The sequence below is a fragment of the Nocardioides sp. WJ219 genome, from assembly GCF_058559815.1.
This window is the reverse complement of the sequence record NZ_JBZUJV010000002.1, coordinates 1-21,848: the sequence shown is the minus strand read 5'-3', so window position 1 is coordinate 21,848 and position 21,848 is coordinate 1. Positions and strand designations below refer to the sequence as shown.

Genomic DNA, 21,848 nt, shown 5'->3' with positions numbered 1-21,848 from the left:
TGACGCCCCTCCTCGCTCCGACCAACCCCAGGAGTTCCTCATGACCGCTGTCCTCATCGGCATCGCCCTGGTCGCCGTCGGCCTGCTGCTCTGCTTCCGCGGCTCCCTGGTCCTCCGGGTGCTGATCACCGTGTGGGCTGCCACCGTCGGCTTCGCGCTGGGCGCAGCGACGGTGGCAGCGATGACCGACGACCGGTTCCTGTCCGGCGTGGTCGCGGTGGTCGTCGCCTGCGTGTGCGCGATCGTCCTCGGTCTCGTCGCCTACACGTTCTACGCGGTGGCCATCCTCGTCGCCATGGCGGCCTTCGGCTTCACCCTGGGCACCGACCTGATGGTGGCGCTCGGCGTGCGTTGGTCCTGGTTGATCGTGCTCGCGGGGGTGTGCCTCGGCCTCCTGCTCGGCGCCGTCGCGGTCAGGGGCAACCTGCCGATGATCTACCTGGTCGTCCTGAGCGCGGCGGCCGGTGCCAGCACCGTGGTGACCGGGTCGATGCTCCTGCTCGGCGTCATCGAGATGGAGAGCCTGACGGCCCCGTTCACGACTCAGCGGCTCGACGACGACTGGTGGTGGTACGTGCTGTACGCCGTGCTCCTGGTGGCGGGTCTCGTGGTCCAGGTGGGCCGCCTCGCCCAGTGGCGCGCGCCCGCGCACGCCCAGTGGAACGCGCGGCCCGCGGATGCCCCGACCGCACGCGCTGCTCGCTGAGCAGCGTCAGTTGCGCGTGCCGGCCGTCGTGCTCGCCGGAGCGGGGTGGCGAGCGCCGAGGCGGATCGCCAGCAGGATGGCGACGACGCCGTAGAGCAGCAGCGAGGCGCAGGCGACGACGACCAGCAGCCGCAGGGTCAGCCCGGGACGCACGAGCAGCACCACGCCGGCCGCGAGCATGATCAACCCGAGGACGGCGTCCCAGGTGCGGGACGGCGACGCCGCGGACCAGGCGGCGGCGAGGATGTCGACCAGACCCTCGAAGACCCACCAGACCCCGAGGACCAGGCCGATGGTGCTCACCGTCTGGAGCGGGTCACGCAGGAGGAGCAGCCCCACCACGACCGCGATCGCGCCGGTGATGCCGGACAGCACGCGGACCGGGCCGTCCAGCCCCGACGCCAGCACGGTGCCGACCAGTCGCAGGGCGCCGATGGCGATGAGCTGGATGCTGACGAGCACCGCGACGACCTGCAGCGTCTCACCCGGCCAGACGGCGATCACGCCGCCGACGACCAGCGACACGACCCCGCCGGCCAGCAGCAGCGCCCGGTGCTGCGGGCCCAGGAACCCCGGCGCAAGTCCGGGCGGGGTGGGCGTCGGCGCGACGGACATGCAGACCTCCTGGGGATTCCGTCCTCATCGTGGAGGCTCGGGTCTGACGCGGCCTCACCCGCTCCGGGTGAGCGCCCAGGCGCACGGTCGCGATCAGAGCAGGTGCATGGTGCGGGCGGCTGCCAGCGCCTCGCTGCGGCGCGTCGCGGCCAGCTTGGAGTACAGGCTGGAGACGTGGGTCTTGACGGTGTTCTGGGAGACGTAGAGGTTGGTGGCGATGTCGGCGTACGTCGAGCCACGCGCGAGCTCGTTGAGGACGTCGCGCTCGCGGGCGCTCAGGACCGGGCGGACCCGGTCGGGGAGCGAGCCGTTGATCTCCTGGGGTGTCGCGGTGATCGTGGCGTAGATCGCGGTGATGTCGGGCTGCCTCGTCGCCGCTGCGGCGAGCTCGTGGACCCAGGGTGAGGTGGACCGTTGGGCGAGTGCCTGCAGCAGGACCACGATGGGGGTGCCGTGCCTGCTCCATCCGAGGAAGGGTGTGGCGTTGCGTCGTACCTCGGTCACGGTCGCGGCCTCCTGCAGCCTGTCCAGCGCGCCCACGCGCTCACCCAGGGCGTCGACCAGCTGCGCGTCGCACGTCAGCGCCAGGGCGCGGGTCGCCGGCTGCGGGTACGCGACGTCGGTCGCAGCGACGTGGAGGAGGTCGCTCGCCCGGCGTCGATCGCCGGCCAGGTCGGCGCGCAGTCCCCCGACGAGCGCGGCTTCGCCGAGGGCGCCCAGGCCCAGCAGGTCGGCCTCGCACGTCTGGAGGCGTTCGCGGTCGGAGCACAGGCTGGCGATGAAGGCCCGCTCGACGAGCACGATGACCTGCAGGTGCGTCGGCAGGTGGTCGGTCGCCGTGGGGAGGTCCAGGGGCGTCTCCAGGATCCGTGCCGCGCGTGAGGCGAAGCCAGCGTGCAGCGCCGAGCGCGACTCGAGCATCCGGAGCCAGAACCGCACGCACAGGTCGCCTGCGTGCACGGGAACCTTCTTGCGCGAGTCGATGGGCTCGGGGCTCCACGGGAGATCGACGAGTCCCGCCAGGGCTCGCGCCAGGTCGGCCCGAGCCACGACGAAGTCGGGACGGTGGGGCTCGCCGTCCAGCATCTGCAACGACGCGGTCGCCACCTCGGCGCACGGCCGCTCCTGTCCGGCGAGGTACTGGTTGACGGCCAGGTGGCTCGCTGCGGCAGCGCCCAACGCCGCCAGGTTGCGGTTGCGGCACAACCCCACGGCCGTCGCCAGGTTGTTCTCAGCGAGGGCCAGGTCACCCGTCCAGTTCTGCGCCGCGCCGAGCTCGGTCAGGAGAAGGGGCACCACGACGTCGTCGTCCTCGCGGTGTGACCCCGTGCCGACGACGCGCTGGGCGTGCGAGACGGCGGGCTCGAGCGGTTCGAGTCCGGCCTGGGCGCGCATCAGGCGCAGGCACGCGTCGCGACGGTCCGCGACGCCGCGCACGGTGTGGGTCGTCGGTGGTGCGGCGCCGCGGATCCGCTCGATCCAGTGCCGGGCACCGTCGACGTCGCTGCGCATCCAGCACCCCACCGCGATGGCGAACCACGTGCGGCTGCGCTCGACGACGGTCTCGGGGTGGTCCCGGACGAATGCTGCGATTGCGTGGCCCTGGCCCCGCAGGACCATGGTGACGCCCTCGGCGGCCAGCAGCCGTCCGGCTTCGTCGAGCGCGTTCATGGTCACGAGTCGCCCGAAGGCGTGGGCCGTCTCGCCGCGCTCCAGGTCGAGGCGCACGGCTCGCACCACGGTCGCCCGGGCGCGCGCGACGTCGACCCCGCCGGCAGCCAGCCGCCGGCGTCCCACCTCCCGCAGGAGCGGGTGGATGCGATACACGGCGTCCGCCGCGGCCTCGACCGGGCCGGCCTCCAGCCTGGTGACGAGGAGGCCGGTGGTCTCCAGGTCGGCGAGGATGTCACCGGCGCGGGAGTCGTGGGCCAGGTGCTGGGCCGTGCCGACGCTCACCTGCAGCTCGTGTGCCGTGCACAGGACCAGGTGGCGCTCGTGCGGCCGGAGTGCGGCGAAGACCTCGCTGGCGACGCGATCGGCCAGGGGGTTGTCGACCCGCTCGTACCGCCGTACGGCGGCGACCGGGTCGGGGGCGGACGCCGCCGCGACGGACATCAGGACGACAGCGGCGCACCACCCCCCGCTGTGTGCGGTGATGGTGTCCACCACCTCCGGGTCGCTCGAGCCGAGGTGCGCCGAGATGAGCGCGGCCGTCTCCGCGCCGCTGAGCCGTAGCAGGTCGCCGTGGAGCACCGTGTAGTTGCCGAGCAGCTCCGGCAGCAGGCGTGACAGGCGGAGGTCCCACCTGCTGAGGAGGAGGACGTGCAGGCTCTCCGGCGAGTGGTGGAGCCGCTCGTCGAGCATCCTGAGCGAGGCGGCGGGCAGCTCGTGTGCGTCGTCGACCACGAGCAGGCGGGAGGGCGCCTCGTCGGGCGTGCCCGCCGCGACGGGGGGTGGCGGCACGTCGTCGCCCAGCAGGGCTGCGAGACGACCCGGATCCAGGCTCCGGTCGGCGTTGAGCCAGGAGATCGGACGCGGAACGCCGCCGGCAGCTGTCGGGCGCCGTACCCAGCCACCGACGCCCAGCGTCTTCCCGGCGCCGGCCGGTGCCACCAGGAGCGTCACCGGCCGGGCGGTCGCCCGTTGCAGGTGGGCCCAGAGACGGGTCCGGGGGAGGTACGTGCGCGGCAGGCGGGGTCCGCCGCTCACGACGGCGGCCGTGGCGGAGCGGATCGCGTGCTGGTCCTCGGTCGTTCGGTGCATGGGACGCCTTCCTGGAGTGCGCGTCCAGCCGAGCAGGCCCGACGCGCCTCGCTGAGCGCAGCGACACCGTTCGTCGCTGCCCGAGATCACGCTCGTTGCAGCGGGTCCCCATTCCCGTACGTCTAGCAACCTAGATCGGAAACCGGCCCCCGTCACCACTTGGCACGAGGCTCCTGGCGCAGCCAGGGCGGTCGAGTCGGCGGGGGGAGGCTGACGTCCCCGCCCCTCAGGCGCCGGGAATGCCCGAGCGGAGCTCGTCCACCACGGTCCGGATCGTGGCCGGAGCACCCGCGGACAGCTCGGCGTGCAGCAGGATCACGTCGCCACGGGCGATCCCGCGCTCGACCACCGGCCTGACCGCGTCCAGGTCGGCGTCACCGGAGAGGACGAGGAGCGCGGAGGTCCCTGGGACCAGGTGCTCGGTGATCTCCTCGAGGAAGTGCAGGTCGATACCGGTGCCCGCCAAGCGCTGGGCGACGACGGCGACGTCCACGGCGCTGGCGGCCGCCGCCGCGGGCGCCAGCACCAGCAGGCCGACCAGCCCTCCGAGGACCGACGTCCTGCCGGCACTGGTACCCGTGGCGTGGCGCGGGTGCCCGATGCGCGGCTGGTGGGCGCCGGGGACCCAGGTGACCGTGATGGCGTCGTGGACCGTCAGTGACCCGCGCTCCTGGAGCCGCGCGAGCCGCACCGAACCGGCCTCCGCGCCCAGCAACGTGTCGTATCGCCAGACCGACAACGTGGACTTGTGGCGGCCGCCCTCGGTCGGCTCGGCGTCACCCGTCACCGAGCGCCTCGCCGGGTCCCGATCGCCTCAGGCTGGCAGCGCCGGTCATTGGTCGAAGACCTCGCGGACCGCGGCTTCCTCGTCCTCGTCGAAGTCGACGGAGATGAGCTCCGCCGGCTGGTGCTCGGCGAAGGCGTCGGCGACCTGGTCGACCAGGTCGGCCGAGGCCATCAGGAACAGTGCCGAGGTCCCCGGGGTCACCGCGTCCCGGACCTGGTTGATGAAGGTGTCCTTGATGCCGACGTCGGAGAGGGAACCCGAGATCGCCCCGCTGGCCCCGCCGACGGCCGCACCCACCAGCGGTGCGAGGAAGATCATCCCGAGGAGGAGCCCCCAGAAGCTGTTGCCGAGTGCTTCGGCCGAGGCCGGGGACTCGACCAGCCGGGTCCTCGGCTTGGTGGCGCCCTCCTGCCACGCGACGGTGGCGACGCTGTGGCGTGCCAGGCCGTCCCGGGTGAGGGCCTGCAACGTGTGCACGGCCTGGTCGGCGCCGTCCGGGGTCTTGAACGTCCAGACCGCGAGAGTCGCTCGCGCCATGAGGAGCAGCTCCCTTCCTGGTCGCTGGTGCGCGTGTCTGCCGAGGTTGGCCCGTCGCGCCACCGTGCGGCTCACCCGTTCCTGGTGAACCTCGGGTCACCCCGGTGGTCCCAGGCTGGACGGATGCAGCAGTCGAGTCCGGCAGCGGAGCGAGCAGGGCGTGCGCCGGGTTGGTTGCGACCGGTCGCGCTCCTCGTGCTGCTGGCCGTGTGCGCGCGGGGCATCGTGGGTCTGGTCGGGCGGGTCGACTGGTCGGCGGTCGTGGAGGCCATCGGCAGGGTGTCCCTGTGGCAGGCGCCGCTGCTGCTGGCGCTGTTGGCCGTGCGGCAGGTCCTCAACGCGTCGCCGCTGGCCCTGTTCATCGCCGGCCTCGGGATCCGGCGCGCCACCCAGAGCGACCAGGCCGCGACCTTGACGTCGATGATCGCCCCGCCGCCCGCGGACATGGTGCTGCGACTGTCGATGTTGAGGTCGTGGGGCATCTCGACGGCGCCGGGGCTGGCCGGCGCGCTGATGAACATCTTCACCTTCTACGCGACCCGGTTCGGGGCGCCGGTCCTCGGGGTGCTCGTGCTCCTGCCCTCGGCCGCGCCGTACCACGCCGCCTACACGTGGACGGCCGCCCTGGGAGGGGCGGCCTGCCTGGTCGTGCTGGGACTGCTGTGTCTCGTGCTGCGCCGCGAGAGCACCGCCGCGTGGGTCGGGGCCACCGGCGGACGGTTTGCCGTGCGGTTCCGGCGCACCGTCGACCCCGCCGCCTGGGTGGCCTCTGCGGTCGACTTCCGCGCTCACGTCGTCAGCCGTGCAGCCCGGGGACTGCCCCTCTCACTCACCCTGCTCCTGGTGATGGTGGTGGTGGACGGTCTGCTGCTCTCGTTCTGCCTGCGTTGCGTCGGAGTAGGTCATGCCGACCTGTCGATCCCAGCCGTGCTCGGGGTGTTCTTGATCGCCTATCCGCTGACGTTGTTCCCCTTCGCCGGGCTCGGCGTCCTCGACGCCGTCGTCCTGACGGCGCTCGTGGACACCGCAGGAGGCGCGTTGGAGGCCGACCTCGTCGCGGGCCTGGTGCTCTACCGCGTCTCGACCCTGCTGGTGCCCATGATCTTCGGTCTGGCCGCTGTCGTCTGGTGGCGCCGCAGCGCCCGGGACGAGTGAGGTGTGCGGCGTGGTCGAGCAGAACCACTCCGCGGTACTTCTCGGCCATCTCGTGATGGCCGGTGCGCTCCATGGCGGGGAGATGTTCGACATCCCGACCTGTTCCCCACTGGCGCTGACCGTCGGTGACGTTCGATGACCGCGCTCGATCCCACTTCCGCGTCACCATGCTCGGAGATGCTTCAGCTGTTTCGCGATGGCGGTCGCTACCTGAGTTCCCGGGTCGTGGGTTCGAGCCCCACCCGCCCTACCAGGATCGCCAGCACAGCCGGGGCGCAACGGCGAGGAGCCGCACGCGCGCCCAGCGGCGGTCCCCGGCGGACCCGGGCGAGGAGCGCAGGTCGGCGGCACTCGGATGCATGACGGCCAGCGTCCTGGAGACGAGGGGACTGCTCCACCAGGGAGGGTGCCCTCCCTCCCAGCAGCTCGGCTGCCTGGAGGGAGGGCTGGCCGGCCCGTCCCGGGCTCCCCCCACGGTCGCCCGGGCCGGTGGCCGACCAGGAACGTACCCCCGATCGCGCTGCTGATGGCGGGTTCGGTCGTCGGCTAGCCGATTTTGGGGGCCTGGGGTTGCGATACCGCGCTGGCCGGCACGCTCGGCCGGAGTGGTCGGCGAGGGTCAGGAGGGGGCGTCCGGCCGTCGTCGCACCACGCGCCGCCGCAGCGTGGGGGAGGCCACCACCTCGTAGCCGGCCTCGAGGAAGACCTGTACGAGTCCGACCGACGCCTCGTCCCAGGTCACCGACCGGCCTGGTGGCGGCTCGATCGGGTAGCCCTCCAGGACGTGGGCGCCGACCTGCCGGCCATACGCGACGGTGGCGGCGGCGAGCTCGTAGCTCAGTCCCGACCTGCGCCAACCAGGTCGCACGACGAAGCAGGTCACCGACCAGACGCCCTCCAGGTCGGGGTCCATCCGCATCCACGTCTGCTTCCGGCTCCACAGCCTGGGGTAGTTGTCGCGCTGCTCGACGGCGACCCAGCCGGCCGGCTCGCCGTCGATGTACCCGACCAACCCGGACGTCGGGCCGGCGGTGCCGCAGGCGGTCTGCTCGAGCTGTGCGGCGTCCCGCTGCTCCTGGGTGGTGTCACGCCAGATCCAGCCCGGCACCTTGAGGGCTTGGCAGCGGCACTTGCGGGCTCCACCCGTGCCGAAGACCGCCTCGACGTCCTCCGCCGCTACTCGGTTGGCCGGCAACCAGGTGAATTCGGGCATGTCGCGACCCTAGGACCAGCCGGACGCCCACGCGCCTGCTCGGCGGACGGCAGCACCGCCCGTCTCGAGTGGCCTCTGACCTGCGACAGGTCCGACCTACAGGTCGACCGGACGCGTTTGGGACCGGGCCTGCGCCACCACGTCCTCGCCGGAGAGGTCGCGGCTGACGACCCGGGCGGCCACCAGCGTCAGCCGCTGACGGTGCTGGCGGGCGTAGGCGCGCAGGGCGTCGAACGCCTCCTGCATGTCGAGGCCGCCGGCGTGGGCGATCACGCCCTTGGCCTGCTCGAGGACCACCCGGCTGGTCAGGGCCGTCTGCAGCTGGGCGTTGACGGTCTCGCGGTCGGCTGCGGACTTCTCGTTGATGATCGCGACCCCGGCCACGTGCACGAGCGACTGGGCCAGGGCCAGGTCGTCGTCGTCGAGCCGACCGGTGCGGTCCCCGAACAGCCCGAACGTCCCGATCGTGGCGTCGCGCAGCCGCAACGGCAGCGCGTGCACCGAGACGAGCCCAGCCGCCAGGGCGGCCTCGGAGAACTGGGGCCACCGGGCCTGCTCGGCCTGCAGGTCGGGCACGACGACGGGGCTCTCGTCCCGGTAGCAGTCCAGGCAGGGGCCTTCGTCCCGCTGCAGCTGGAACATCTCCAGGTCGTGGGTCCGCTCGGACGACGACGCGGCCAGGTGCAGGGTGCCGTGGCGATCGGCGAGCAGCAGCCCGGCGGAGGAGACGTCGAGCAGGTTGACGCAGTTGGTCGCCAGCCGGTCGAGCATCTCGATGACGTCGTAGTCGTCGACCAGCTCGTTGGACAGGTCGACGAAGGCGCGGATGATCTCGCGTTCCCTAGTGTCTGTCACCGGTGGTCCCTCCGGTTCCGTCGTGGTGGTCGCCCTCGAGCACGACGCGGCGGTCGAGGATCGCCCAGGCCACCTCGCTGGCGGTCTGGCCGGTCGCGATCGCGTGTGCCCGCAGGCGCACCAGTGCGTCGTCGGCGCTGATGCCGAGCTGCGAGATGAGGAAGCCGGTCGCCTGGTAGACCTCGACCCGGTCCATCCTCAGCCGGCTGTCGTCCAGCTGGTCCTGGTCGCCCAGGGCCTCCTCGTCGTCCTCCAGCATGTCGAGCAGCGCGCCGGAGGCCAGGTTGGCGGCCAGGGCTGCGCCGGCGAGCTGGTCGCCCGCCAGTGGCCCCGCGCTCCCGCGGAAGAGGTCGAGGGCGCCGACGCACTCGGACTCGACCATGATCGGCATCGCGAACACGCCGCGGATGCCGTGACCCAGCACCGCCTCTGCGAATGCCGGCCACCGTCGCTCGTGCGGCGAGTCGAGGTCGGGCACCAGGACGGCCGAGCGCCGGGCCACGGCGTCGAGGCACGGCCCCTCGCCGTAGGTGAACTGGTACTCGTCGAGCCGACGCCCGAGGTCGTTGCTCGACCCGAAGGTGCCCTGGGTCGACCCCGCACGGATCAGCGAGACGGCGGCTCCGTCGACCTCCAGCACACCGACGCAGGCCTGGCACAGCTGGTCGGCTGCTGCCACTCCGGGTGCGGCGCTCGCGACCGCGGCCTTCAGCTCGGTGCGCATGACCTCCAGTGACGTCACCACGGCGATCCTGACCTCCTGGCCCGGTCCTCGGGAGGGACTTGCTCCGGCGCAGGGTGCGCCGGGTCCGCCCACCCTAGGGCCCTCGCCCACCGAGCGGATCCGATCAACCAAGCCGGGTTGCTCGGCGCCGCCCGACGGGGGGTGACGGCAGCATGCGGTGCTGGCACACTCCGGACGTGAGCGCACCGCAGCACCACCCCACGTCGCGGCTCGACCTGTCCGAGCGGATGGCGGCGGCGGCGCGCGACCTGGGCGGCCAGCTGGACCCGGAGGCGACCTACGTCTCGGCCTGCGAGCTGGCGGTCGCCAACGTGGACGGCTGCGACGCGGCCGGGCTGACGATGGCGCGCGGGCGCGACGTCGAGACGCGCGGGGCGACCGACGACGTCGTGCTCATCGGGGACCACCTCCAGTACGAGCTGGGGGAGGGGCCGTGCCTGGACGCCATGTGGGAACGACCGGTGGTCTACAGCCCGAGCCTCGCGTACGACCGGCGGTGGCCGAGCTGGGGTCCGCGGGTGGTCGAGGAGACCGGCATGCACAGCGTGCTCGCGTTCCGGCTGTTCAGCCACCGGGGAACTCTGGGGGCGCTGAACCTGTACGCGTCGCGGCGCGACGCCTTCGACGAGGAGGACCGCGCCGACGGCACGGCCATCGCCGCGCACATCGCGATCGCGATCGTCGCCGCGCAGAAGCTCTCGAACCTCGACACCGCGCTGGGCAGCCGCACGGTGATCGGGCAGGCGACCGGGATGCTCATCGAGCGCTACGGCGTCAGCCCGGACGTCGCGTTCGCGATCCTGAGCCGGGTCGCCTCCAGCGAGCAGCTGAAGATCCGCGACGTCGCCGCCGAGCTCGTCGGGACCGGCTACCTGCACGGGAGCACCCGCGCCGACTGAGCCCAGCGGCGTCAGTCGGTCGGTGTCTCGGTCCCGGGCTGGTCGAGGCGTGCGATGCGGCGGTGTCCCAGCAGGGCGAGCAGGATCCCCGCGACGGTCCAGGCGGCCAGGACGACCCACTCGTGGAGGGTGGCGGCGTCCGGGAAGTAGGTGACCTCCCGGAGGAGGTTCGTCGCCGCGCCGGGCACGAAGAACTGCCCGATCTCGCCCCAGGGCCCGGCGATGAACTGGTAGGGCTGCGCGGCGCCCGAGATCGGGTTGGCGACGAGCATCGTGAGAGCTGCGCCGACGCCGATGCCGGGCGGGCCCAGCAGGGTGTGGAGGCCCACCACCGTCGCCGCGGTGCCGAGCATCCCCAGGCCGAGCACGAGCGCGGCGGTCCAGAAGCCACCGGTGGCGATCTCCAGCAGGGGCCCGGCGACGAGGGCGACCAGCACGCCGCCCACGACGGCGTACGCCGCCAGCGCGAGCAGGCGCCGGGTGACCCCGGCCACGAGCAGCGAGACCAGGACGCCGCCGACGATCCCGCCGAGCACGAGCGGGAACGCCATCGCGGTGAGGCCGGCCCCGGTCGGGTCGTCGGGGGAGAGCGGGACGACGTCGGTGGTGGTGGGGGCGGCACCCTGCGCGGTCGCGACCCGCGCGCCCACCCCCTCGACGACCGCCGCGGACGCGGTGCCGCCGGCGCGGGCCACCAGCACCTCCACGCCGCTGGGCTGGAGCACCAGCGCGCCGTGCACCTCGCGCTCCTCGATCGCCCGGACGGCGTCGGCGCGGGAGTCGTAGGTCGTCGTCTCGACCGGCAGGTCGGCCGCCGGCAGGTCGCCGCCCACGACGCCGATCGGCAGGTCGCGCGGCTCGGACGTGGCGACGGGCCACAGCAGGGCGAGGACGACGAGGGCGACGACGAGGCCGGCGGCGGTACCGGTGGCGGCGGCGATGACGGGCCGCGAGACTCGCGGAGTGGTGCTGGGGGACGACATGAGACCTCCTAAACAGAATCTGTATTCTGTTTAGACCATAGACGACGGAGAGGAGATGCGCATGCCGCGTGTCAGCGACGCCTACCGCCAGGCCCGCCGCGACCTGGTCGTCGAGGCGACCCTGCGGGTGCTGCACCGCCGCGCCCTGCACGAGCTGACGATGGCCGACGTCATCGCGGAGTCGGGGCTCTCAGCCGGGTCGGTGTACTCGCACTTCGCCGGCAAGGACGAGCTGATGGAGCTGGTCGCGGAGCGCGTGATCGGCGGACGTGGCGACCGGCTGCTGGCCCCGCCGGACGGTCCGCCCCCCTCTCCCGTCGAGTGCGTCCGCCAGTTCCTGTCCGGTGCGGGCGCCGACGAGGTGCCGTTCGGCGCGATCCTGCAGATCTGGGGTGGTGCTGCCTCCGACCCCGGCACCCGGGTGTTCGTCGAGCGGAGGTGGACCAGCATCGAGGACGCGTTCGCCACCGCGGTCGGGCGCTGGCTGACCGCGGAGGGACGTGACCCGGCCGCGGCGCCGGGCATCGCCCGGGCGATGCTGACCTTCTGCCAGGGCCACGTCGTGCGCAGCGCCGTCCTCGGTCCGGACGCCGACGCCTCGCTGGCCGCCCTCGAGCTGTGGGTGTCGGTCTGAGTGCTCGAGAGCCCGGCGCGCCGACGAGCAACGACGCAGAGTGCGGACCGCCCGCGATACTGGCTCCCGTGACCGAGCCCGTACGGCGTCTCGACGCCGCCTCCGTCGGTTCGGTACGCCGCGGCGTCACCGTTCCCGGCTACGACCGGACCCGCACCACCACCGGCATCGTCCACATCGGGGTCGGCGGCTTCCACCGCGCGCACCAGGCGGTGTACCTGGACGAGCTGATGGAGCGCGGGCAGGCGACCGACTGGGCTGTCTGCGGGGTGGGTCTGCTGCCGCCCGACGAGCGGATGCGTGACGTGCTGCGCGCCCAGGACCACCTCTACACCGTCGCGGTCCGGCACCACGACGGCTCGTTGACCGCCCGGGTGGTCGGCTCGATCACCGACTACCTCTTCGCCCCCGACGACCCCGCAGCGGTGGTGCGCCGGATGGCCGACGCGGCGACGCGCGTGGTGTCGCTGACCGTCACCGAGGGCGGCTACGCCCCCGACGGCGACACCGGGTGGGCCGCGGGCGACCCGCCCACGGCGTTCAGCCTGCTCACCGACGCGCTGCGTCACCGGCGCGACGCCGGGGCACCGCCGTTCACGGTGATGTCGTGCGACAACGTCGAGGACAACGGGGCCATCACGCGGGCGTCGCTGACCGGCCACGCGCGGACGGTCGACCCCGGGCTGGCCGACTGGATCGACGAGCACGTCCGCTTCCCCAGCTCGATGGTCGACCGGATCACCCCGGCCACCACCGACGACGACCGCGACGAGGTCGCCAGGCACACCGGCCTGCGCGACGAGTGGCCCGTGGTCTGCGAGCCCTTCCGGCAGTGGGTGCTCGAGGACCACGACGGCACCGGCCGCCCGCCCTGGGAGGACGTCGGCGTGCAGGTGGTGCCCGACGTCCGCCCCTACGAGCGGATGAAGCTCCGGCTGCTCAACGGCGGGCACCAGGCCCTCGCCTTCCTCGGCTACCTCGGTGGTCACCGCTGGGTGCACGAGGCCGCCCAGGACCCCGTGCTCGGCGCGCTGCTCGCCGCCTACCTCGAGCGCGAGGCCGTGCCGTCCTTCGAGCCACCCGACGGCACCGACCTGGACGACTACGCGCGCACCGTCCGGGAGCGGTTCGCCAGCCCGGCCATCCGCGACAGCCTGGCGCGCATCTGCGCCCAGACCTCCGACCGGCTGCCGAAGTTCGTGCTGCCGGTGGTGCGCGACCAGCTCGCCTCCGGCGCCGACGTCCGGCTCGGTGCGCTCGTGGTCGCCGCGTGGGCGCGGTACGCCGAGGGCACCGACGAGGAGGGCCACCCGATCGACGTCGTCGACCCGCGCCGCGACGAGCTGATGGCCGCCGCCGCGGGGCAGCGCGACGACCCGACGGCGTTCCTGCGGGTGCGCGGGGTCTTCGGCGACCTCGTCGAGCACGACCGGTTCGTCACGGCGTACGTCGCCGCGCTCTCGAGCCTGCACACCCACGGCGCGCGCCGCACGGCCGAGCGCGCCCTGGACGCCGCGACCTGAGCGTGCGGTCGGCCCCGGTCAGGCGGCCTTGGCGAAGTCGCTGGGCGCGAACTTCTCCTCCTGCAGGTGCTTCTCGATGTCCTCGAGGCTGTGCCCGGTCAGCTCGGGCATGAAGCGCAGCACGAAGAAGAACGCAGCGACGTTGAAGCCGGCGTAGACCCAGAACGTCTGGCCCACGCCGATGGTCTCGATCATCGTCAGCAACGTCAGGGTGATCAGCAGGTTGGTGCTCCACAGCGACGCCGACTGGACGCTCGTGCCGGCGCTGCGCACGGCCAGCGGGTAGATCTCCGACCCGGTCAGCCAGCCCATCAGCTGGAGCCCGCCGGCGTTGAACGCCATGAACACGATCAGCGTGGCGATGATGAAGGGGACCTGGTCCTTGCCGTCGTTGCCGGAGACGAAGAACCAGCCCAGCACCAGCAGGCTCACCGCGGCGCCCGGCACCATGATCAGGGTCAGACGTCGGCGGCCCACGCGGTCGACGATGGTGAGCCCGATGATCTGCATGACCAGGTAGGTGACCCCGAGACCGATGCTGACCCGCAGCGCGGTCGAGGTGGAGAACCCGTTGTCGGTCAGGATGGTGGGGGAGTAGTAGATGATCATCTCGATGCCGCTGAGCTGGGTGAAGATCGCGACGCCGCACCCGACCAGCAGGGCCGGACGCACCCAGGGTCGGCGCAGGCCCGACCACCCGCGCTCGGCCGAGCGCGTGGCCTGCTTGCGGTCCTCGACCTCCTGGATCTCGTCGAGCTCCGGGGTCACGTCGTAGCCGCTGGGTCGCACCCGCTCCAGCACCCCGCGCGCGTCCTCGACCCGCTCGCGCTTGACCAGCCAGCGGGGGCTCTCGGGCAGCCGCAGCATCAGCAGGCCCACGATGACCGGCGGCACGGCGGCCGCGGCGATCGAGATGCGCCAGTCGACCGCCTCGGTCGCGCCGACGACGGTGGAGATGACGATGCCGACGCCGATGGCCAGCTGGAAGGCCAGCACGAGGCGGCCGCGCAGCAGCGGGGGCGCCAGCTCGGCGACGTACATCGGGACGGTCTGGGTCGCCCCGCCCACCGCGAAGCCCAGCACCACCCGGCTGGCCGCGAGCGTCCACGGGTCGGGGGAGAGGCTGCACGCGATCGAGCCGATCACGAAGACGGCGCAGACGACGAGGATCGTGCCCTTGCGACCCAGGCGCTCGGACAGGAAGCTGCACGACAGCGCGCCGATCACGGCGCCGAGGAGGATCGCGGCGGCGATCACCTGCTCCATGCCGCTGCCGATCTCGAACTCCTCGGAGATCTGCAGCAGGGCGCCGGAGATGATGCCGGTGTCGTAGCCGTACAGCAGTCCCGCGACCGCGGAGACCAGCGCCGCCGCCAGCATCGAGCCGGTCACCCCCGGCGGTTGCTCGTCGGTGGTGTCGGTCCCGCCGCCCGTCGTGGCGTCCGTGCCCTGCGTGCCCTGCGTGCCGTCCATGGTCCGGTCTCCTCGTCGTCGCGTGCACGGCACCTCGGACGGCTCCGGCGGGACTGCGACGGGAGACCTTCAAGAGGTGTGAAGCCTTCCCCCGTTACCCACATCGCGCCGGGGTAACCGCAGCAATTCCTGCCGCGGTGCCCGGAGGGGAGTGCGGGTACCCGGGGGGATGGCGACCACCGACGACACGACCTTCCTCGACCTGATCGGCGTGGAGGGCATCGAGGGCGACGACGGCCGGGCCGAGCTGCGCCTCGAGGCCGCCGCCCAGCACCTCAACGCCGCCGGCACGGTGCACGGCGGGTTGCTGGCCACGCTGGTCGACGCGGCCATGGGTCAGGCGATCCGCAGCGCCACCGGCGAGGACGACGTCCCAGCGACCAGCCAGCTGACCGTCACCTACCTGCGTCCGGGCAAGCCCGGCCCCCTCGTCGTCACCGCCACGCTCCGCAAGCAGGGCAGCGAGCTCAGCGTCTGCGAGGCCGACGTCGAGCAGGACGGCGAGGCGCTGGTGCACGCCGTCGCGACCTTTGCGTTGCTGCACCGGTAGCCGCACCGTCGGCCGCACCGTGGGCAGCACCGCGGGTCGGGCCGGGGTCAGCCCGCGCGGTGGCTGGCCTCGACGGCCAGCTTGTCGACCAGGTTGTTCATCGGGTCGCCCGAGTGGCCCTTGACCCACGCGAACGCCACCTCGTCGCCGGCGGTGCGCCCGGTCACGGCCTCGACCAGCGGCTCCCACAGGTCGCGGTTGGCCACGGGCTGGCGGGCGGAGTTGGTCCAGCCGCGGGACTGCCACCCGCGCCACCAGGCGTCGCGGAAGCAGTTGACGACGTACGTCGAGTCGCTGACCACCAGCAGCGGACCCGACAACCGGGTCACGGCCTCGAGCGCCGCCTGCACCTCCATCCGCTGGTTGGTGCTGGCGGGGGCGTGGCCCGAGTCGTGCTCGGAGTGCGACAGCGCCCAGGCCCAGCCCCCCGGGCCGGGATTGCCGCGGCAGGCGCCGTCGGTGTAGACGTGCCGCGCCCCGAGGGGCACCGCCATGGCCGGCGGGGTGGGACGCTTGGCGCGCGGCCGGCGGCTCGGCCCGCTCATCCGGTGTACGTCGCCTGGTAGGCGAGCAGGAGGCTCCGGCCCTCGGCCATCGACTCCTCGAGCTCGGGCAGCAGCGCGACGGCGTCGTCGACCGAGCCGGAGTCGGCCGCGACCTCGACGGCACGGGCCGCGTGACCGGCCCGCGGCACGCCCAGGTTGAGCGCGCTGCCGCAGATCTTGTGGGCGCGCGCCTTGAGCGTGGCGACGTCGTCCTGCTCGATCGCGGTCCGCACGGCGTCGACGGCCGCGACGGAGTTGACCTGGAAGTTGCCGATCGCGCGGTCCAGGTAGGTGGTGTCGCCCGGGTCGAGGTCGCGCAGCGAGTCGAGGCGCTCGACGTCGAGACCGTCGATCGGGGGTGTCGACGGGAGGCCGTCCGGGGCGTCGTCGGGGTGGTCGGACATCTCAGGCCTCCCCGCCGATCAGCAGGCGGTCGCCGTCGGCGACGAGCTGCAGGTTCACGGTGTCGGTCTGGTTGCCCACGCCGCTCCGGTTGTAGGTGTAGGTGTAGCTGACCGTCATCGCCTCGGGGTTGCTGTCGACCTCGACCAGCCGGGCGTTGCTGACGTCGCCCCAGAAGCCGGAGTAGCCCTCGAGGCCGCCGCTCGCCTCCTGGAACTCAGGCGTCAGCTGCTGGAAGCCGGCGGCCGGGTCGTTGCTGGCCGTGGTGAGGTAGTCGCCGACGAACGCCTCGAGCTCTGCTGCCGTGGGTGCGGCGGGGGTCGACGGCGGGGTGCGCGTCGGCTCGGGGCTCGCCGCGGGCTCGGACGACGTGGCGTCGGTGCGCGGGCCGGCCGTCTCGTCCTGGGGGTCGTCGAGCACGAGGCCGACCACGATCGCGCCGATGAGGAGGAGCACCAGCACCCCGACCACCACCGGCAGCACCGGGATCCGGCGCCGGGGCTCCTCGGGGTGCGGTTGCAGCGTCGTCGGCGTGGGCGTCGGCTCCAGGGGCCGTGGCGCAACGGCCGTCGGCGTCACGGCATCGAGGGGAGTCGACGGGGTCGAGGGCACCGGCGGCAGCACGGTGAGCCGCTGCGTCCCCCCGGCCTCAGCCGGGCCACCCACCTCGTCGTCCGGTGCCGCCAGCATCTCCAGGACCCGCGCGACGTCGTCCATCGACCAGCGGCGACGCGGGTCGTGGGCCATCGTCGCGAGCAGCACCGGTTCCATCTCGCCGGCGTCGTCGAGCCGCGGCGGGGGCTCGTTGACGATCTGGTAGAGCGCTCCGAGCACGTTGTCGCCCACGTCGTACGGCGGCCGCCCGGCGAGCGCGTGGAAGAGCGTGGCCCCCAGCGACCAGACGTCGCTGGCCGGGGTGGCGAGCTTGCCGGAGGCGACCTCGGGGGAGAGGTAGGCGGGAGATCCGGTCACCAGGCCGGTCTGCGTGAGGGAGGTGTCGCGCTCGCTGCGCGCGATCCCGAAGTCCGACAGCTTCGCCTGGCCGTCGTCGCGCACCAGGATGTTCGACGGCTTCACGTCCCGGTGGACGACCAGGTTGGCGTGCGCCGCCGTCAGCGCGGACGCCACCTGCGCGAGGATCCGGGCGGCCTCCTGCCGGGGGAGCGCGCCTCGGTCGCGGACGAGCTGGGCGAGGGTGACGCCCTCGACGTACTCCATGACGAGGTACTGGTGGTCGCCGTCGTCGACGAGGTCGAAGACGCCCACGATGTGGGGGTGGTTCAGGCTGGCGGCGATCCGCGCCTCGCGCTCGGCGCGCATCAGGTCGGGGCTCGAGGCGCCGGGCGCGACGCCGACGCGCTTGAGCGCGACGGCCCGCCCGAGCACCTCGTCGCGCCCGAGCCACACCGCGCCCATCCCGCCGCGACCGATCTCCCGGTCGAGCGAGTACCTCTCGCTGATCACCGCTGCGCTCTCCTCCGACACGGCCCCGCTCGTCGCGGGACCAGGGCAAAACCTACTGTGACCGGACCACGGGTCCGTCACGATGCCGGGTGAGGCAGGCTTGACCCGCACCAGACCCGTCCCGTTGCCCACCCCGGAGGCCCGACCGTGCCCGTCGACCCGACGCTCATCGACGACCTGCAGTGGCGCGGGCTGCTCGCGCACACGACGGACCCCGACGCGCTGCGCGAGGCGCTGGCCACCCGCAGCGTCCGGTTCTACGTCGGGTTCGACCCGACCGCGCCGAGCCTGCACATGGGCCACCTGGTCCAGGTCGCCACCGCCCGCCGGCTCCAGGACGCCGGCCACACGCCGTACCTGCTGGTGGGGGGCGCCACCGGCATGATCGGGGACCCGCGCGACTCCGGGGAGCGCACCCTGAACTCCGCCGACACGGTGCGGGAGTGGACCGAGCGGGTTCGCGGCCAGATCGAGCCGTTCCTGGCCTTTGCCGGCGACAACGCCGCCACCATGGTCAACAACCTCGACTGGACCAGTGGACTGTCGGTCATCGAGTTCCTGCGGGACGTGGGCAAGCACTTCCCGGTCAACCGGATGCTGGCCCGCGACACGGTCAAGCGGCGGCTGGAGTCCGGGATCAGCTACACCGAGTTCAGCTACGTGCTGCTGCAGTCGCTCGACTTCCTCACCCTGCACCGCGAGCACGGGGTCGAGCTGCAGTTCGGCGGTTCCGACCAGTGGGGCAACCTCACCGCCGGGGCCGAGCTCGTGCGCCGCACCTCCGGCGGGACCGTGCACGCCTTCGCGACGCCGCTGATGACCAAGGCCGACGGCACCAAGTACGGCAAGACCGAGGGCGGCGCCCTGTGGCTCGACCCGGAGATGCTCTCGCCGTACGCCTTCCACCAGTTCTGGCTTAACGTCGAGGACGAGAAGGTCGGCGAGCTGCTGCGGGTCTTCACCTTCCTCCCGCGCGCCGAGATCGAGGCCCTCGAGGCCCGGCACGCCGAGAAGCCGTTCCTGCGTGAGGCCCAGAAGACCCTGGCCGACGCGGTCACGACGTTCGTCCACGGCGCGGAGGAGACCGAGCAGGCCAAGGTCGCGGCCGCCGCGCTCTTCGGCGGTGGTGACCTCGCCTCGCTCGCCCCCGCGACGCTGGGTGCCGCGTTGCGCGAGGCCGGCGTGACCACCCTCGCCCGGGCCGATGGGCTGCCGACCGTGACCGACCTGCTCGTCACCTCGGGCCTGGCCAAGAGCCGGGGGGAGGCGCGCCGCACCGTGACCGAGGGCGGCGCCTACCTCAACAACCAGCGGGTCGAGGACGCCGAGGCGCTCGTGGCGGAGGCCGACCTGATCGGCGGCTCCTGGCTGGTGCTGCGGAGGGGCAAGAAGAAGTTCGCAGGCATCGAGGTGCGGTGACGCCATGACCGGTGACGCCCGCTGGGTGGCGGGGCTCGAGGAGCACGCGCGCGAGCGGCTGACGCCGGCCGTGTTCGACTACGTCGCCCAGGGAGCCCGCGACGGCGAGACCGCCGCGGAGGCGGTCGAGGCGTGGCGGCGCCTGCGGTTGCGCCCGCACGTGCTGCGGGACGTGTCGAGCGTCGATCCCGGTGCCGTCGTCCTGGGCCGGCGTACGGGCGTGCCCTTCGGGGTCGCCCCCACGACGCTGCAGCGGGCCATCCATGCCGAGGGCGAGCTGGCGGTGGCGCGTGCCGTCGCCGCCGCCGACGGGCTGATGGTGGTCTCGAGCAACGCCGGTACGCCGTTCGTCGACATCGGGGCCACGGGGGTGCGCTGGTGGGTCCAGTGCTACCTCCCCGCCGACCGCACCCTGGCCGAGCCCCTGCTCGGGCGCGCCGTCGAGGCGGGCGCAGACGCGGTGGTGCTCACCGTGGACACGCCGGTGGTCGGGACCAAGTACCCACGGGCGCACGACGCCACGGTGGTGTGGGACCACGTCGACCCGGGGTCGGTGCGGGTCAACTTCGACCCCGGCTACGAGGACGCCGCCGGGTCTGGCAAGGCACTCGACCTCGGGCCGCACGACATCGCGTGGCTCGCCTCGACCACCGGGCTGCCGGTGGTCGTCAAGGGCGTCCTGCGCGCCGACGACGCCGTCCGGGCCGTCGACGCCGGTGCCGCCGCCGTCTGGGTGTCCAACCACGGGGGCCGCCAGCTCGACCGCTCGGTCGCGACGGCCGTTGCCCTGCCCGAGGTCGCGGCAGCCGTGGCTGACCGCGCCGAGGTGTACGTCGACGGCGGTCTGCGCAGCGGCCTCGACGTCGTGGGGGCACTGGCGTCGGGCGCCGACCTCGTGTTCCTGGGCCGCTCGCCGCTCTACGCCCTCGCCGACGGGGAGCCCGGCGTCGCCCGGCTGCTGTCCGAGCTGCGCGGCCAGGTGGTCGAGACGCTGCGGCTCTGCGGGGCGCCGCGCCTCGCCGACACGCGCGGCCTCCTCGACCGCGGCGCCGGCCGCACACCGGCCACAGGCCGCTGACCTGCGCAAACGTCGCTCCAGCGCTTCTGTGTCCCGGGTCACGTCGATCCGATTTGGCGTTCGCCTCGAAGTCCCCTAATGTTCTCGATGTCGCCAGGGAGCGGCGGGAAGCAAGGCCGGTTCGGTCGGGCTTCCGGCCCCGCGGTGACCACCTCCAGCACATCCCACCGGATGGCAGGCGATCCGCCTCGCGGGTCGACCAGATTCCGGGGAAGATGCGCGCGGCAGGTGCATCAGTCCGTGCGCCAGACCCTTTCCAGGGCGAGGACACTGACGTCTGATGTTTGAGAACTCAACAGTGTGTCATAGTCGACGAATTAGTTTGTTTTGCTCGTCTGTTTCTTTGGATGGGTATTGTTTTTTCGGCAATGATTCTGGCGATAGCTAGTTTCGTTTATTGTCGGGAGTGAATTTTCTACGGAGAGTTTGATCCTGGCTCAGGACGAACGCTGGCGGCGTGCTTAACACATGCAAGTCGAGCGGTAAGGCCTCTTCGGGGGTACACGAGCGGCGAACGGGTGAGTAACACGTGAGTAATCTGCCCTTCACTCTGGGATAAGCACTCGAAAGGGTGTCTAATACCGGATACGACACAGACCTGCATGGGTTCTGTGTGGAAACTTTTGTGGGTGGGGGATGTGCTCGCGGCCTATCAGCTTGTTGGTGGGGTAATGGCCTACCAAGGCTTCGACGGGTAGCCGGCCTGAGAGGGTGACCGGCCACACTGGGACTGAGACACGGCCCAGACTCCTACGGGAGGCAGCAGTGGGGAATATTGGACAATGGGCGGAAGCCTGATCCAGCAACGCCGCGTGAGGGATGACGGCCTTCGGGTTGTAAACCTCTTTCAGTATCGACGAAGCGCCCGTGTGGGTGGTGACGGTAGGTACAGAAGAAGCACCGGCCAACTACGTGCCAGCAGCCGCGGTAATACGTAGGGTGCGAGCGTTGTCCGGAATTATTGGGCGTAAAGGGCTCGTAGGCGGTTTGTCGCGTCGGGAGTGAAAACACTGGGCTTAACCGAGTGCTTGCTTCCGATACGGGCAGACTTGAGGCATTGAGGGGAGAACGGAATTCCTGGTGTAGCGGTGAAATGCGCAGATATCAGGAGGAACACCGGTGGCGAAGGCGGTTCTCTGGCAATGTTCTGACGCTGAGGAGCGAAAGTGTGGGGAGCGAACAGGATTAGATACCCTGGTAGTCCACACCGTAAACGTTGGGCGCTAGGTGTGGGGCCTATTCCATGGGTTCCGTGCCGCAGCTAACGCATTAAGCGCCCCGCCTGGGGAGTACGGCCGCAAGGCTAAAACTCAAAGGAATTGACGGGGGCCCGCACAAGCGGCGGAGCATGCGGATTAATTCGATGCAACGCGAAGAACCTTACCTGGGTTTGACATACACCCTGCCGCTCCAGAGATGGGGCTTCTTTTGGGGGTGTACAGGTGGTGCATGGCTGTCGTCAGCTCGTGTCGTGAGATGTTGGGTTAAGTCCCGCAACGAGC

Annotated in this window: 21 protein-coding genes and 1 rRNA gene; 10 read left to right on the top strand and 12 right to left on the bottom strand. The window is 72.1% G+C overall.

What is annotated here, in order from left to right; genetic code table 11:
* Positions 1 to 40: 40 nt before the first annotated feature.
* The gene (locus tag AC4MBH_RS04130; protein WP_491793080.1) at positions 41 to 706 is read left to right on the top strand and encodes a DUF4203 domain-containing protein; all 666 of its coding nucleotides are present in this window, start codon (positions 41 to 43) and stop codon (positions 704 to 706) included.
* Positions 707 to 712: 6 nt separating this feature from the next.
* Here the strand turns inward: AC4MBH_RS04130 and AC4MBH_RS04125 are convergent, their stop codons facing one another.
* The 4 genes from AC4MBH_RS04125 to AC4MBH_RS04110 all read right to left on the bottom strand — a co-directional run bounded on the left by AC4MBH_RS04125 (position 713) and on the right by AC4MBH_RS04110 (position 5,408).
* The gene (locus tag AC4MBH_RS04125; RefSeq protein ID WP_491793079.1) at positions 713 to 1,321 is read right to left on the bottom strand and encodes an HdeD family acid-resistance protein; all 609 of its coding nucleotides are present in this window, start codon (positions 1,319 to 1,321) and stop codon (positions 713 to 715) included.
* A gap of 93 nt (positions 1,322 to 1,414) precedes the next feature.
* Complete coding sequence (locus tag AC4MBH_RS04120; RefSeq protein WP_491793078.1) at positions 1,415 to 4,084, bottom strand: helix-turn-helix transcriptional regulator; 2,670 nt, start codon at positions 4,082 to 4,084, stop codon at positions 1,415 to 1,417.
* A 226-nt stretch (positions 4,085 to 4,310) separates the two neighbouring features.
* Positions 4,311 to 4,871 carry a DUF1269 domain-containing protein gene (locus AC4MBH_RS04115; RefSeq protein ID WP_491793077.1) on the bottom strand — a complete coding sequence of 187 codons (561 nt, stop codon included), beginning with the start codon at positions 4,869 to 4,871 and terminating at the stop codon, positions 4,311 to 4,313.
* A gap of 45 nt (positions 4,872 to 4,916) precedes the next feature.
* Positions 4,917 to 5,408, bottom strand: coding sequence for a DUF1269 domain-containing protein (locus tag AC4MBH_RS04110; RefSeq protein WP_491793076.1), 492 nt, complete (start codon positions 5,406 to 5,408; stop codon positions 4,917 to 4,919).
* A 123-nt stretch (positions 5,409 to 5,531) separates the two neighbouring features.
* Between AC4MBH_RS04110 and AC4MBH_RS04105 the strand changes: the two genes are divergently transcribed.
* Complete coding sequence (locus tag AC4MBH_RS04105; protein WP_491793075.1) at positions 5,532 to 6,563, top strand: lysylphosphatidylglycerol synthase domain-containing protein; 1,032 nt, start codon at positions 5,532 to 5,534, stop codon at positions 6,561 to 6,563.
* Between the two features lie 10 nt (positions 6,564 to 6,573).
* The gene (locus AC4MBH_RS04100) at positions 6,574 to 6,702 is read left to right on the top strand and encodes a hypothetical protein (protein WP_491793074.1); all 129 of its coding nucleotides are present in this window, start codon (positions 6,574 to 6,576) and stop codon (positions 6,700 to 6,702) included.
* Between the two features lie 480 nt (positions 6,703 to 7,182).
* On the opposite strand, the gene AC4MBH_RS04095 is transcribed toward AC4MBH_RS04100, so the two are convergent.
* The 3 genes from AC4MBH_RS04095 to AC4MBH_RS04085 form a co-directional block, all read right to left on the bottom strand.
* Entirely contained in the window at positions 7,183 to 7,776 is a 594-nt protein-coding gene (locus tag AC4MBH_RS04095) for a GNAT family N-acetyltransferase (RefSeq protein ID WP_491793073.1), read from the bottom strand.
* Positions 7,777 to 7,872: 96 nt separating this feature from the next.
* Positions 7,873 to 8,631, bottom strand: a complete 759-nt coding sequence (locus tag AC4MBH_RS04090) for a GAF and ANTAR domain-containing protein (RefSeq protein WP_491793072.1) — start codon at positions 8,629 to 8,631, stop codon at positions 7,873 to 7,875.
* Positions 8,618 to 9,373, bottom strand: a complete 756-nt coding sequence (locus AC4MBH_RS04085) for a GAF and ANTAR domain-containing protein (protein ID WP_491793071.1) — start codon at positions 9,371 to 9,373, stop codon at positions 8,618 to 8,620. Before AC4MBH_RS04085 ends, AC4MBH_RS04090 begins: the two co-directional genes overlap by 14 nt.
* 179 nt (positions 9,374 to 9,552) lie before the next feature.
* Between AC4MBH_RS04085 and AC4MBH_RS04080 the strand changes: the two genes are divergently transcribed.
* Positions 9,553 to 10,275: a GAF and ANTAR domain-containing protein gene (locus AC4MBH_RS04080; protein WP_491793070.1), complete on the top strand. Its 723-nt coding sequence runs from the start codon at positions 9,553 to 9,555 to the stop codon at positions 10,273 to 10,275.
* 11 nt (positions 10,276 to 10,286) lie between these two features.
* Here AC4MBH_RS04080 and AC4MBH_RS04075 read toward each other — a convergent pair whose 3' ends face one another.
* Positions 10,287 to 11,258: a hypothetical protein gene (locus tag AC4MBH_RS04075; RefSeq protein ID WP_491793069.1), complete on the bottom strand. Its 972-nt coding sequence runs from the start codon at positions 11,256 to 11,258 to the stop codon at positions 10,287 to 10,289.
* Positions 11,259 to 11,319: 61 nt separating this feature from the next.
* Here AC4MBH_RS04075 and AC4MBH_RS04070 point away from each other — a divergent pair, with 61 nt between their 5' ends.
* Both AC4MBH_RS04070 and AC4MBH_RS04065 read left to right on the top strand, forming a co-directional pair.
* Complete coding sequence (locus AC4MBH_RS04070; RefSeq protein WP_491793068.1) at positions 11,320 to 11,892, top strand: TetR family transcriptional regulator; 573 nt, start codon at positions 11,320 to 11,322, stop codon at positions 11,890 to 11,892.
* Positions 11,893 to 11,960: 68 nt separating this feature from the next.
* The gene (locus tag AC4MBH_RS04065; RefSeq protein ID WP_491793067.1) at positions 11,961 to 13,415 is read left to right on the top strand and encodes a mannitol dehydrogenase family protein; all 1,455 of its coding nucleotides are present in this window, start codon (positions 11,961 to 11,963) and stop codon (positions 13,413 to 13,415) included.
* Between the two features lie 18 nt (positions 13,416 to 13,433).
* Here the strand turns inward: AC4MBH_RS04065 and AC4MBH_RS04060 are convergent, their stop codons facing one another.
* A complete protein-coding gene (locus tag AC4MBH_RS04060) occupies positions 13,434 to 14,888 on the bottom strand; it encodes a sugar porter family MFS transporter (RefSeq protein WP_491793066.1) in 1,455 nt (484 codons plus the stop codon).
* Between the two features lie 169 nt (positions 14,889 to 15,057).
* Here AC4MBH_RS04060 and AC4MBH_RS04055 point away from each other — a divergent pair, with 169 nt between their 5' ends.
* Positions 15,058 to 15,438: a PaaI family thioesterase gene (locus AC4MBH_RS04055; RefSeq protein WP_491793065.1), complete on the top strand. Its 381-nt coding sequence runs from the start codon at positions 15,058 to 15,060 to the stop codon at positions 15,436 to 15,438.
* Positions 15,439 to 15,485: 47 nt separating this feature from the next.
* On the opposite strand, the gene AC4MBH_RS04050 is transcribed toward AC4MBH_RS04055, so the two are convergent.
* From AC4MBH_RS04050 to AC4MBH_RS04040, 3 genes are read right to left on the bottom strand one after another with little or no spacing between them, the layout of a single operon-like run.
* Positions 15,486 to 15,983, bottom strand: coding sequence for a ribonuclease H family protein (locus AC4MBH_RS04050; RefSeq protein ID WP_491793064.1), 498 nt, complete (start codon positions 15,981 to 15,983; stop codon positions 15,486 to 15,488).
* Positions 15,980 to 16,387 carry an Hpt domain-containing protein gene (locus AC4MBH_RS04045; RefSeq protein WP_491793063.1) on the bottom strand — a complete coding sequence of 136 codons (408 nt, stop codon included), beginning with the start codon at positions 16,385 to 16,387 and terminating at the stop codon, positions 15,980 to 15,982. The genes AC4MBH_RS04050 and AC4MBH_RS04045 overlap by 4 nt, the downstream gene beginning before the upstream one ends.
* Position 16,388: 1 nt before the next feature.
* Complete coding sequence (locus tag AC4MBH_RS04040) at positions 16,389 to 17,870, bottom strand: serine/threonine-protein kinase (protein WP_491793062.1); 1,482 nt, start codon at positions 17,868 to 17,870, stop codon at positions 16,389 to 16,391.
* Between the two features lie 126 nt (positions 17,871 to 17,996).
* Here AC4MBH_RS04040 and tyrS point away from each other — a divergent pair, with 126 nt between their 5' ends.
* The 3 genes from tyrS to AC4MBH_RS04025 all read left to right on the top strand — a co-directional run.
* A complete protein-coding gene (gene tyrS, locus AC4MBH_RS04035; protein ID WP_491793061.1) occupies positions 17,997 to 19,268 on the top strand; it encodes a tyrosine--tRNA ligase in 1,272 nt (423 codons plus the stop codon).
* A gap of 4 nt (positions 19,269 to 19,272) precedes the next feature.
* Positions 19,273 to 20,346 (top strand): alpha-hydroxy acid oxidase, encoded by a 1,074-nt coding sequence (locus AC4MBH_RS04030; RefSeq protein ID WP_491793060.1) that lies wholly within the window; start codon positions 19,273 to 19,275, stop codon positions 20,344 to 20,346.
* Between the two features lie 414 nt (positions 20,347 to 20,760).
* Positions 20,761 to 21,848, top strand: a 16S ribosomal RNA gene (locus AC4MBH_RS04025); the annotation flags it as partial.